At 72.3% G+C, this 10,932-nt stretch carries 10 protein-coding genes and 2 pseudogenes; 6 read left to right on the top strand and 6 right to left on the bottom strand.

Annotated features, from left to right (window positions below; translation table 11 throughout):
- Positions 1-587 (top strand): annotated as a pseudogene (locus ACFXA3_RS21650) (2-oxoacid:ferredoxin oxidoreductase subunit beta); the annotation flags it as partial.
- Positions 588-664: 77 nt separating this feature from the next.
- Here the strand turns inward: ACFXA3_RS21650 and ACFXA3_RS21645 are convergent.
- Positions 665-1,003, bottom strand: a complete 339-nt coding sequence (locus tag ACFXA3_RS21645) for a winged helix-turn-helix transcriptional regulator (protein WP_385188996.1) — start codon at positions 1,001-1,003, stop codon at positions 665-667.
- A gap of 171 nt (positions 1,004-1,174) precedes the next feature.
- On the opposite strand from ACFXA3_RS21645, the gene ACFXA3_RS21640 reads away from it, so the two are divergent.
- The 3 genes from ACFXA3_RS21640 (at position 1,175) to ACFXA3_RS21630 (ending at position 4,696) form a co-directional block, all read left to right on the top strand.
- A complete protein-coding gene (locus ACFXA3_RS21640) occupies positions 1,175-2,029 on the top strand; it encodes an SDR family oxidoreductase (protein ID WP_385188995.1) in 855 nt (284 codons plus the stop codon).
- Between the two features lie 158 nt (positions 2,030-2,187).
- Positions 2,188-3,159, top strand: a complete 972-nt coding sequence (gene rarD / locus ACFXA3_RS21635; protein ID WP_385188993.1) for an EamA family transporter RarD — start codon at positions 2,188-2,190, stop codon at positions 3,157-3,159.
- A gap of 220 nt (positions 3,160-3,379) precedes the next feature.
- On the top strand, positions 3,380-4,696 hold the full coding sequence (locus tag ACFXA3_RS21630; RefSeq protein WP_385188991.1) for a M28 family metallopeptidase: 1,317 nt from the start codon (positions 3,380-3,382) through the stop codon (positions 4,694-4,696).
- A gap of 30 nt (positions 4,697-4,726) precedes the next feature.
- Here the strand turns inward: ACFXA3_RS21630 and ACFXA3_RS21625 are convergent, their stop codons facing one another.
- From ACFXA3_RS21625 to ACFXA3_RS21610, 4 genes are all read right to left on the bottom strand, one after another.
- Positions 4,727-5,143: a hypothetical protein gene (locus ACFXA3_RS21625; protein ID WP_385188990.1), complete on the bottom strand. Its 417-nt coding sequence runs from the start codon at positions 5,141-5,143 to the stop codon at positions 4,727-4,729.
- Positions 5,140-5,343 (bottom strand): ribbon-helix-helix domain-containing protein, encoded by a 204-nt coding sequence (locus ACFXA3_RS21620; RefSeq protein ID WP_225884906.1) that lies wholly within the window; start codon positions 5,341-5,343, stop codon positions 5,140-5,142. The genes ACFXA3_RS21625 and ACFXA3_RS21620 overlap by 4 nt, the downstream gene beginning before the upstream one ends.
- Before the next feature lie 95 nt (positions 5,344-5,438).
- Positions 5,439-6,674, bottom strand: coding sequence for an outer membrane lipoprotein carrier protein LolA (locus tag ACFXA3_RS21615; RefSeq protein WP_385188989.1), 1,236 nt, complete (start codon positions 6,672-6,674; stop codon positions 5,439-5,441).
- 241 nt (positions 6,675-6,915) lie between these two features.
- Complete coding sequence (locus ACFXA3_RS21610; protein WP_385188987.1) at positions 6,916-7,926, bottom strand: polyprenyl synthetase family protein; 1,011 nt, start codon at positions 7,924-7,926, stop codon at positions 6,916-6,918.
- A 205-nt stretch (positions 7,927-8,131) separates the two neighbouring features.
- Here ACFXA3_RS21610 and ACFXA3_RS21605 point away from each other — a divergent pair, with 205 nt between their 5' ends.
- Positions 8,132-8,431, top strand: coding sequence for a hypothetical protein (locus tag ACFXA3_RS21605; protein WP_385188986.1), 300 nt, complete (start codon positions 8,132-8,134; stop codon positions 8,429-8,431).
- A gap of 28 nt (positions 8,432-8,459) precedes the next feature.
- Complete coding sequence (locus ACFXA3_RS21600) at positions 8,460-10,466, top strand: CocE/NonD family hydrolase (protein WP_385188984.1); 2,007 nt, start codon at positions 8,460-8,462, stop codon at positions 10,464-10,466.
- A 4-nt stretch (positions 10,467-10,470) separates the two neighbouring features.
- Here the strand turns inward: ACFXA3_RS21600 and ACFXA3_RS21595 are convergent.
- A pseudogene (locus ACFXA3_RS21595) lies at positions 10,471-10,857 on the bottom strand (HAD family hydrolase); the annotation flags it as partial.
- Between the last annotated feature and the right edge of the window lie 75 nt (positions 10,858-10,932).

Raw genomic sequence — 10,932 nt, 5'->3', positions numbered from 1 at the left:
CCACGCCGATGGGCTCCCTCGACGCCCCCTTCAACCCCGTCTCCCTCGCCCTCGGCGCCGAGGCCACCTTCGTCGCCCGCACCGTCGACTCCGACCGCAAGCACCTGACCGAGGTGCTCCGGGCCGCCGCCGACCACCAGGGCACCGCCCTCGTGGAGATCTACCAGAACTGCAACATCTTCAACGACGGCGCCTTCGAGGTCCTCAAGGACAACGTGCAGGCGCAGGAGGCCGTGATCCGGCTGGAGCACGGGCGGCCGATCCGCTTCGGCGCCGACGGGCACAAGGGCGTCGTCCGCGACCAGGCCACCGGGGAACTGGAGGTCGTGACGGTGACCCCGGAGAACGAGTCCCGGATCCTGGTCCACGACGCGCACGGCGCCGGCCCGACCACCGCGTTCGCCCTGTCCCGGCTGGCGGACCCGCACACCCTGCACCAGACGCCCATCGGGGTCTTCCGCAGCGTGGAGCGGCCCGTCTACGACACGCTCATGGCGGAGCAGCTGGAGACCGCCGTCGACACCAAGGGCAAGGGCGACCTCAGCACGCTCCTCGCCGGAAACGACACCTGGACGGTCGTCGGCTAGCGGCCGGCGCACGGCAGCGGCGCCACCGGCGGCGACGGCCCGCAGTTCCCGGCCCGCAGTTCCCGGCCCGGAGTTCCTCAGGAGCTCCGGGCCTCGTCGTACGCGGTGCGCGCCGCCTGGACCTCGGGGACGCGCCGCTCGGTCCAGCGGGCGAGGGCCCAGACCTGCTCGGCGGCCTCGCGCCCCAGCTCGGTCAGCGAGTAGTCCACGCGCGGCGGGATCACGGGCTTGGCGTCGCGCAGCAGGAACCCGTCGCGCTCCAGCGTCTGGAGGGTCTGGGCCAGCATCTTCTCGCTGACACCGCCCACCTCCCGGCGCAGTTCGCTGAACCGGTACGAGCGTTCGACGAGGGCGGCCAGGACCAGGACGCCCCAGCGGCTGGTGACGTGCTCCAGGACCCCGCGGGACGGGCACATCGGCGCGTTGACCCGCGGTGCGTCGGCGATCGGTGCGCTGCCCGTCGGCGGACCGGCGATCGGCTGGTTACTCACCTTCATACCAGTACCTTACTTTGAAGTGGGTACTTACGAAAGGTTAGCGCTCTCCCTAGGGTGGTGACACACCCCGAAACGCAAGGAGCGCACCCCATGAGCATCGTCGTCACCGGAGCCACCGGAGCCCTCGGCCGCCTCGTCGTCGAGGAGCTGCTGAAGCAGGTCCCCGCCGAACGCGTCGCCGTCGTCGTCCGCAACCAGGAGAAGGCCGCCGACCTGGCCGAGCGCGGCATCGAGGTGCGCGTCGCGGACTACGACGCCCCCGAGACCCTGGCCTCCGCCTTCCGCGCCGGCGACCGCGTCCTGCTGATCTCCGGCAGCGAGGTCGGCCGCCGGGTGCCGCAGCACCTCGCCGTGGTCGAGGCCGCGAAGGCGGCGGGCGTCGCCCAGCTCGCCTACACCGGGATCCTCGGCGGCCCCGAGGCCGACTTCGACCTGGCCGCCGAGCACAAGGTCACCGAGCAGGCCATCCTCGACTCCGGCCTGCCCCACACCTTCCTGCGCAACGGCTGGTACCACGAGAACTACACCGGCCACCTGGGCACCGTCCTGGAGCACGGCGCGGTCGTCGGCAGTGCGGGCGAGGGCCGCATCGCCTCCGCCGCGCGGGCGGACTACGCGGCCGCGGCCGCGGCCGTGCTGACCGGCGAGGGCCACCTGAACCGGGTCTACGAGCTCTCCGGCGACACCGCCTGGAGCCTGGCGGAGTACGCGGCCGAGGTCGCGTCCCAGGCCGGCAAGGAGGTCGCGTACAGCGAGGTGCCGGCCGAGGCGCACCTGTCGATCCTGACCGGCGCCGGGGTCCCCGAGGGCTTCGCCGCGATCCTCGTCGACGTGGACGCGGCGATCTCCCGCGGCCGGCTCGCCCACACCGGCGGAGACCTGTCCCGGCTGATCGGCCGCCCGACGACCCCGGTGGCGCAGGCGATCGCCTCCGCCCTGGCCTGAGCCCGAGCCCGAGCCGGCGCCGGGACCGGTCCCGCGGCCGGGTCCCGGCTCCCCAAGTCCTCGAACGTGTCATGAGTATCTCCTGTCTACGGGCATGACATCCGGCTCCTCCGGCGCTACCTTCGTGAAAGTTGGCCGGAATGTGACTGGAGGCTCCCGTGAAAGCGGAGAACGAGCAGCGCGCGGGTTTGCTCTACGGATTCGGCGCCTACGGGATGTGGGGGCTGGTCCCCCTGTTCTGGCCGCTGCTCAAGCCGGCCGGGGCGATCGAGATCCTGGCCCACCGCATGGTGTGGTCGCTGGGCGTGGTCGGGATACTGCTGCTGGCCATGCGCCGCTGGGGCTGGATACGGGAGCTGCTCCGGCAGCCCCGCAAGCTCGGCCTGACCGCACTGGCCGCCTCGGTGATCTCCGTGAACTGGGGCCTGTACATCTGGGCCGTCAACAACGGCGCGGTCGTCGAGGCCAGCCTGGGCTACTTCATCAACCCGCTGGTCACCATCGCGATCGGCGTGCTGGTCCTCGGTGAGCGGCTGCGCCGCGCGCAGTGGGCGGCGGTCGGCATCGGCGTGGCCGCCGTGCTGGTGCTCGCCATCGGGTACGGGCGGCCGCCGTGGATCTCGCTGGTGCTGGCCTTCACGTTCGCGGCGTACGGCCTGATCAAGAAGAAGCTGAACATGGGCGGGGTCGAATCGCTCGCCGCCGAGACCGCACTGCTGTTCCTGCCCGCCCTCGGCTACCTGCTGTGGCTGGGGACGCAGGGCCGGCTGAGCTTCGCCTCCGAAGGCCTCGGGCACTCCGCGCTGCTCGCCTCGACCGGACTGGTCACCGCGATCCCGCTGGTCTGCTTCGGGGCGGCCGCGATCCGGGTCCCGCTGTCCACGCTCGGGCTGCTGCAGTACCTGGCCCCGGTGTTCCAGTTCGCGCTCGGCGTCGTGTACTTCCACGAGGCGATGCCGCCCGAGCGCTGGGCCGGGTTCTCCCTGGTCTGGGCCGCGCTCGCGCTGCTGACCTGGGACGCGCTGCGTACGGCCCGCAAGACCCGGGCCGAGGCGGCCCGGCTCGCGTCGGCCCGCGCCGCCGGGCCGGCCGCGTCGGCGGCGCCCGCGCCGGAACCCGAGCCCGCGTAGACCACCGGCACCGCGCCGAGCGCCTCATACCGCTCACGGCCCCCACCACGGAACCCCCGTGGCGGGGGCCGTCCGTTTTCCGAACCATCCTGACCGGTTCTCGGTCTTGACGGGCCGTCACGCCTGCACTCAACATCAGGCTCGCACTGACGCACGATCGCTCACTTGCGCCACCCCGCACGTTCCGTTCAATCCCCAACGGAATTCCGGAGTCCCCCACATGAGCCTGTCCGTCTCCCGGCGTCTGGCCGCCGTGACCGCGATCGCGGTCGCCGGCCTGTTCGCCTCCACCGCCCCCGCCGCACTCGCCGCCCCCACGGCGGTGGCCGCGGCGCCGGCACCGCCCGACATCCCGGTCGCCAACGTCAAGGCGCACCTGGCGCAGTTCCAGTCCATAGCCACCGCCAACGGCGGCAACCGCGCCCACGGCCGGGCGGGCTACAAGGCCTCGATCGACTACGTGAAGGCCAAGCTCGACGCGGCCGGATTCACCACCACCCTGCAGACCTTCACGAGCAGCGGCGCGACCGGCTACAACCTGATCGCCGACTGGCCGGGCGGCGACCCGAACTCGGTCCTGATGTCCGGCTCGCACCTGGACTCGGTGACCGCGGGCCCCGGTATCAACGACAACGGATCCGGCTCGGCGGCCGTCCTGGAGACGGCGCTGGCCGTCTCGCGCGCCCAGCTCCAGCCCACCAAGCACCTGCGGTTCGGCTGGTGGGGCGCGGAGGAGCTCGGCATGGTCGGGTCGAAGTACTACGTGAACAACCTGCCGAGCGCGGAGAAGGCGAAGATCTCCGGCTACCTGAACTTCGACATGATCGGCTCGCCGAACCCGGGCTACTTCGTCTACGACGACGACCCGACCATCGAGCAGACGTTCAAGAACTACTACGCGGGGATCGGCATCCCGACGGAGATCGAGACCGAGGGCGACGGCCGCTCCGACCACGCCCCGTTCAAGAGCGCGGGCATCCCGGTCGGCGGTCTGTTCTCCGGCGCCGACTACACGAAGACGGCGGCGCAGGCGCAGAAGTGGGGCGGCACGTCCGGGCAGGCCTTCGACCGCTGCTACCACGCCTCGTGCGACACCTCGGCGAACATCAACGACACCGCCCTGGACCGCAATGCGGACGCCATCGCGTACGCGGTCTGGAACCTGGGCGCGGCGACCCCGGTCCCGCCGGGCCAGTCGTTCGAGAACACCGCGGACGTGAACATCCCGGACTCCCCCGGGGCCGCGGTGACTTCGCCCATCACGGTCTCCGGGGTCACGGGCAACGCGCCGGCCACCACCAAGGTCGACGTGAACATCGTCCACACCTACCGCGGTGACCTGGTGGTCGACCTGGTCGCCCCCGACGGCACGGTGTACAACCTGCACAACCGCAGCGGCGGCAGTGCCGACAACCTCGTCCAGACGTACACGGTGAACGCCTCCGGCGAGGTGGCCAACGGCGTCTGGAAGCTCCAGGTCAAGGACGCGGCGGCGCAGGACACCGGCTACATCAACAGCTGGAAGATCACCTTCTAGGCCCGGTCCGGCCCTCGGACGCTTCCGGCCCTAGGACGCCGTCCGGCCCTGGGACGGCGGGACCGTCAGCGGCTCCCGTATGAGGGTGCGGAGCTCCTCGGCGACCGTTGCGATGTCGGCGCGGCCCAGCTTCGCCGCCTCCACCAGGTCGCCGAGGTCCTCCGGCGAGGGAAGTTGCCTGGCCCCCGCCACGCGCAGGTACGAGCGCGTGGCGGCGGCCGCGTAGAACTCGTTCATCGGCGATTCCAGCGCCGGGCACACCGCGAGGGTGTGCAGAAACGCGGCGGCCCGCCACGCGGTGTCCGGGGCGGGCTGTTCGGGCACCAGGACGAGGTCGTTCTGGTGCCGGGCGACCGCGGCGGCCACCCCGGAGGGATCCCACACGGCGGGATCTGACGGGAGATGGTGGGCCAGAGCGGTCCAGGCCCACTCCATGGTGATCTTCAATTGCCGAACCGCTCCTGGAAGTAGCCCCAGTGGTCGGCGAACTCCTCGATGCCGGAAAGGAAGTTCTTCCGGTCCTCGTCCAGCTCGCGTTCCGTTACCTCGGTGATCAGCGCGGTGACCGTCGTGCCCAGCGCCGCCGCGCGTGCCTTGAGGCGCTCGTGGAACTCTTCGTCCAGGCGGATGGTCACATGTCTCGACATGCTTTTCACCGTACAGCGGGCTTGCTGTACAGGGAGCCGGAACGGCCGAAGGGTGGGCAGGGACACAGTCCCCGCCCACCCTCCGGACGGTGCCGTTACTTGTTGGCGTTGGCCGCCTGCACCAGCGCGTCCTTGGTGACCGCGCCGACGTAGACCTTGCCGTCGTCCGTGATCAGGGCGTTGACCACGCGGGTCTTGAAGACCCGGCCCTCGCCGAACTTGCCGGTGACCTTGCCCCCGAGGGAGTCGAGGAACTGCTTGGCCTCCTTCGGTGCGTTCTTGTCGCCCGCCGCCTTGTCGAGGTCCTGGAGGCCCTTGCCGGCGCCCGTGTCGATGCGCGCGATGGCCGACCAGCCCTCGCCGAGGACCTTCGTGTCTCCCTTGCCGTCCTTGCCGGCCTTGCCGGCCGCGCCGCCGGTCAGGGCGTCGAGGCCGGGGAGGGACTCCAGGCCCTTGAACCGCTTGCCGTGGTCGCCGCCCTTGGCCCCCTCGGCCGCGCCCTCGGTCACCTTGGCGCCCTTGGGCGCGGTGAACGCGAACGTGTCGGCGGACGGCTTGCCGAAGTCCACCTTGGTGAACCCGGCGTCGACGATCGGCTTGCCGCCCTCGGTGGCCAGGACCTGCACGCGCAGCGGCACGCCGTTCTTGGCATCCACCGCGATCTTGACCGAGGCGATCGTGGATCCGCTGTGCTTCGGCTTCAGCACCAGCTGGTAGGCGTCCCGGCCGGCCACCTGTGCGGTCTCGCCCACGCTGACGTCCGTGGTCGGGCCGGCGGCCTTGAGCACGTCCTGTGCGAGCTGCTGGGGCGAGGCGCCGCCCAGCCGGTCCGCGGTCTTCTTCCCGTCCTTGCCGGGGGCGGCGCCCTCGGGGTTCTTCTCGTGCCAGACCTCGTTGGCCTTGCTGTCGTACCCCCAGACGTCGGCGCCGTTGTGGATGAGGCTGTACTCGTCCTTGCCGTCCACGAACGTGAGCTTCTGGCGGTCCGGGCCGTCGGCCGCGACCCGCACGGTGTTCGTGCCGTTCGCCAGCTGCGCGATCTTGTCCTCGGGGTTGGCCGAGCCGCCGGTGACGCCCCCGCCACCGCCGAGGAGACCGCTCGCCAGGGTCGGCAGCCCCAGGTCGGTGCTGATCTTCGCGCTGCCGGACAGCTGCTGCACGTCGGAGGCGGCCACCTTCTCGATGAGCTGCTGCGCCGTCACCTTCGGCAGGTCGGGGCCGCCGGAGTTCGCGAAGGCCGGGACCATCGCCACGGTCGCGGCGGCCACACCCGCCACCGCTACCGGTACGGCGTACCGGGCGGCCTTGCGGGTCTTTGCGTTCGTTGCCATGTCTGCCCTACCTCTTTGTCACCCGTTCTGGTGTGTCTCCATCTGACCAAAGGGGAGGGGGTCGGGGCGTCACTCCCCGGGCTCAACTCGGCGTACGCCCCAGGGATGACACGACGAGGGCCCCGCGTCCACCACCCGTAGGGGACGCAGGGCCCTCGCCTCTGCCGTACGGCGGATCCGGGCCCGCCGGCCCGCACCCGGCGCGCACCCGGTCCGTACCCGGCGCGCGTCCGGCCGCGCCCTAGCCGGCGCGGTGCACCACGGCGTCGCACAGTTCTTCGAGCGCCGACTTCGCGAAGCACTCCGGCAGCGGCGCGAGCGTGGCGCGCGCTTCCTGCGCGTAGCGGATGGTGTCGCGGCGGGCCTGCTCCAGGGCGGGGTGCACCCGCAGCCGGGCGAGCACGTCCGCGTGCCGGGCGTCGTCCGTCAGGTCGCCGTCCAGGAGGCGCACGAGCTCCAGGTCGTCGGGGTCGCCGCCCTGGGCCGCCATCTGGCGCAGCAGCAGTACGGGCAGCGTGGGGATGCCCTCGCGCAGGTCCGTGCCCGGGGTCTTGCCGGACTCGTGCGCGTCGGAGGCGATGTCGAGGAGGTCGTCGGCGAGCTGGAAGGCGGTGCCGAGGCGTTCGCCGTACTGGGTGAGGATGTCGACGACCGACTCGTCGGCGCCGGACATCAGCGCGCCGAACCGGCCGGAGACCGCGATCAGCGAGCCGGTCTTGCCGGCGATGACGTCGAGGTAGTGGGCGACCGGGTCGCGGCCGTCGCGCGGGCCGGCGGTCTCCAGGATCTGGCCCGTCACCAGCCGCTCGAAGGCCTCGGCCTGGATGCGCACGGCCTCCGGCCCGAGGTCGGCCAGGATGTGCGAGGCGCGGGCGAACAGGAAGTCACCCGTCAGGACGGCCACCGAGTTGCCCCAGCGGGCGTTGGCGCTGGCCACGCCGCGGCGCTCGTCCGCCTCGTCCATGATGTCGTCGTGGTAGAGCGTCGCCAGGTGGGTGAGCTCGACGACGACCGCGGCGGGCACGATTCCGGGCGCGTAGGGATCGCCGAACCGGGAGGCGAGCATCACGAGCAGCGGCCGGAACCGCTTGCCGCCGGCCCGGAGCAGGTGCTGTGCGGCCTCGGTGATGAAGGGGACTTCGCTCTTGGTGGCCTCCAGCAGACCCGCCTCGACGGCGGCCAGTCCGGCCTGGACATCGGTCTCAAGAGCCTGGTCCCGCACGCTCAGTCCGAACGGCCCGACGACGGTCACGAGGGGTACTCCTGTCTGCTGACGATCACGGTGACGATCACCTGGATTGTCGATGTGTCGCTGCCTTCACTCAAGCCAGCGTATCCGGTCTGTTTTCGATCACCGAGAGCGCCCGTCATGTCGCCACCCGGGCGCCGCCCGATGCGCACCGGTATGTTCGTGAGGAGCCGAAACAACCGGAGAATGCATTTTGTCCAGAACTGGCATGGCAATCGACGAGCCGGCGGCGCCGGTCGCCCCGGAGGCGGGCCGGCCGCCGGCCGACGGGACCATGGTCCACCCCGTCCCCGCCCCCGGCGGCTGGCTCGCCGAGCGGATCCTCGGTTCGTACCGTGCCGTGCTCGCCGCCGGCCTGCTCGCCGCGGGCGCGCCCGCCACCCTTCCGGCCGCCGTCCGCCGGCTGACGGGCCGTTTCGTCGACCTCTTGACGCTCGTCCCGGCGATCGCCCCGGCCATGATCGCGCCGGCGCCGCGGATACGGCGCACGATGCACCCCGTCCACTGAGGCGAACGAGGCGACGAGGCGGTTCCGCATGATCATCCGTACCGAGTTCCCGTACCCGACGGCCCACGAGGACGTCCGGATCCCCATGCCGGACGGCGTGGAGCTGTACGCCCGGATCTGGCGCCCCGTGACGGACGGGCCCGTCCCGGCCCTGCTGGAGTACCTGCCGTACCGGCTGACCGACTGGACCGCGCCGCGCGACTGGCAGCGCCACCCCTGGTACGCGGGCCACGGCTACGCCTCGGTCCGGGTGGACGTACGGGGCCACGGCTGCAGCGGCGGCGATCCGGGCGACGAGTACGACGCGCGGGAACTGGCCGACGGGGTCGCGGTGGTGGAGTGGCTGGCGGCGCAGGAGTGGTGCACGGGGTCGGTGGGGATGTTCGGGATCTCCTGGGGCGGGTTCAACTCCCTCCAGGTCGCGGCACTGGCCCCCGAGGCCCTCAAGGCCGTCGTCACGGTCTGCTCGACGGACGACCGGTACGACAACGACGTCCACTACATGGGCGGCTCCGTGCTCGCCGTGGACATGCACGCGTGGGCGGCGACCATGCTGGCCTTCGCGGCCCGCCCGCCGGACCCGCTGTTCGCCGGCGACGGCTGGCGCGAGCAGTGGCTGGCCCGGCTGGAAGCCGTCGAACCCCTGATCCACACCTGGCTGGCGCACCAGACGCGGGACGGCTACTGGCGCCACGGCAGCGTCTGCGAGGACTACCCGGCGATCGGCGCGGCCGTGCTCGCGGTCGGCGGCTGGCACGACCCGTACCGGGACACGGTCCTGCGGCTGGTCTCCCACCTGCCCGCCGGCCGGGTCCGCGGGCTGATCGGCCCGTGGTCGCACCAGTACCCGGACCGGGGGCTGCCGCCCGGCCCGTCGATCGGGTTCCTCCAGGAGACGCTGCGCTGGTGGGACCACTGGCTGAAGGGCGCCGACAACGGGGTGATGGACGAGCCCCTGCTGCGCTCGTGGATCTCGGAGTCCCATCCGCCGGCGACCACGTACGAGGTGCTGCCGGGCCGCTGGGTCGGGGACGCCGCCTGGCCCTCCCCCGCGGTCACGCCGGTCACGTACGCGCTCCAGGGCGCGCCGGTGGCCGTGGCGTCGCCGCAGCACACGGGGCTGGACGCGGGGCGGTTCTTCCCGTTCGGCAACTCCGCGGACCTGCCGCCCGACCAGCGGGAGGAGGACGCGAAGTCCGCCTGCTTCGAGTTCCCGGTGGGCCGCGAACCGGTGGAGGTCCTGGGCCGTGCACAGGTGACGGCCCGGCTGCGGATGGACGTCCCGTACGGCCAGGTGGTGGCCCGGCTGTGCGACGTGGCGCCCGACGGCTCCTCGACGCTGGTCACCCGGGGCGCGCTGAACCTCTCCGCCCGCCTGGGCCGGGACAAGGCGGTGCCGTGGCCGGTGGGCGCGTACGAGGACGTCGTCTTCGAGCTGAACGGCATCGGGCACCGCTTCGCGGCCGGCCACCGGATCCGGCTCGCGCTGTCCTCGGCGTACTGGCCCTGGATCTGGCCGCGCGCCGGCTCCGAGGCCGGCTGGACCCTGGACCCGGCGGGCAGCGCGCTGGTCCTCCCGGTCCGCTCGTCCGCGGATCCCGGGGACGGCGGCGGGATCGCGTTCGAGCCGCCGGAGCAGGCCGAGCCGCTCGGCGTGTCGTACCCGGCGACGCTGGACGAGCCGCGGCCGGAGCGGCTGGTGGTGCGGGACGTCGCGCGCGGCCGGTGGCGACTGGAGGTCGACCCCCGGTACGGCGGGACGCGGATGTACCCGGACGGCCTGGAGTACGGCGAGGACGCGCTGGAGGTGTACGAGATCGACTCGGCGGACCCGCTGTCGGCCCGGACCCGCTCGGACTGGCGGATCCGGCTGCACCGGTCCGAGCCGGCCTGGGACGTGCGGGTGGAGACCCGTTCGGAGATCTCCTGTGACGAGGGCGGCTTCGTGACCTCGAACGAGCTCGTGTGCCGGGAGGGCGAGGAGGTCGTCTTCCACCGGACGTGGGAGCGCCGCCTGCCGCGCGCCGCGGGCTGACCCGTCAGGCGAAGAGGCGCTCCAGGACCACCGCGATGCCGTCCTCCTCGTTGGACAGCGTCAGTTCGTCGGCCACGGCCACCAGCTCGCGGTGGGCGTTGGCCATCGCGACCCCGTGCGCCGCCCATGCGAACATCGGGACGTCGTTCGGCATGTCGCCGAAGGCGATCGTCGACTCCGGGCCGACGCCCAGCGCGTGCGCCGCCCGGGCCAGCCCGCTCGCCTTGCTGACGCCCGGCGGCTGGAGCTCCACGGTGTGCTCCCCCGCCATCGTCACGTTGACCATGTGGCCGACGACCCCGCGGGCCACCCGGGTCAGTTCGTCGTCGTCGAGCTCCGGGTGCTGGAGCAGCACCTTGTTGATGGGCACGCGCCACAGGTCGGACCGGCGCGGCGCCCCCGCCCGCGGCGGCCTGGCCGCCCACGTACCGGCTCAGGACCCCGCGGCCCCCCCCGGTCGCGTCTC

Source organism: Streptomyces sp. NPDC059456 (genome assembly GCF_042750055.1).
Lineage (GTDB): Bacteria > Actinomycetota > Actinomycetes > Streptomycetales > Streptomycetaceae > Streptomyces.
Note: the sequence above shows the minus strand (reverse complement) of the source record. Positions and strands in the feature narration are given on the sequence as shown.

Coding starts and splice junctions, on each gene's coding strand:
- ACFXA3_RS21645 (WP_385188996.1), bottom strand. CDS start 1,003: ATGTGCCCGTCCCGCGGGGTCCTGGAGCACGTCACCAGCCGCTGGGGC.
- ACFXA3_RS21640 (WP_385188995.1), top strand. CDS start 1,175: ATGAGCATCGTCGTCACCGGAGCCACCGGAGCCCTCGGCCGCCTCGTC.
- ACFXA3_RS21630 (WP_385188991.1), top strand. CDS start 3,380: ATGAGCCTGTCCGTCTCCCGGCGTCTGGCCGCCGTGACCGCGATCGCG.
- ACFXA3_RS21620 (WP_225884906.1), bottom strand. CDS start 5,343: ATGTCGAGACATGTGACCATCCGCCTGGACGAAGAGTTCCACGAGCGC.
- ACFXA3_RS21615 (WP_385188989.1), bottom strand. CDS start 6,674: ATGGCAACGAACGCAAAGACCCGCAAGGCCGCCCGGTACGCCGTACCG.
- ACFXA3_RS21605 (WP_385188986.1), top strand. CDS start 8,132: ATGGCAATCGACGAGCCGGCGGCGCCGGTCGCCCCGGAGGCGGGCCGG.
- ACFXA3_RS21600 (WP_385188984.1), top strand. CDS start 8,460: ATGATCATCCGTACCGAGTTCCCGTACCCGACGGCCCACGAGGACGTC.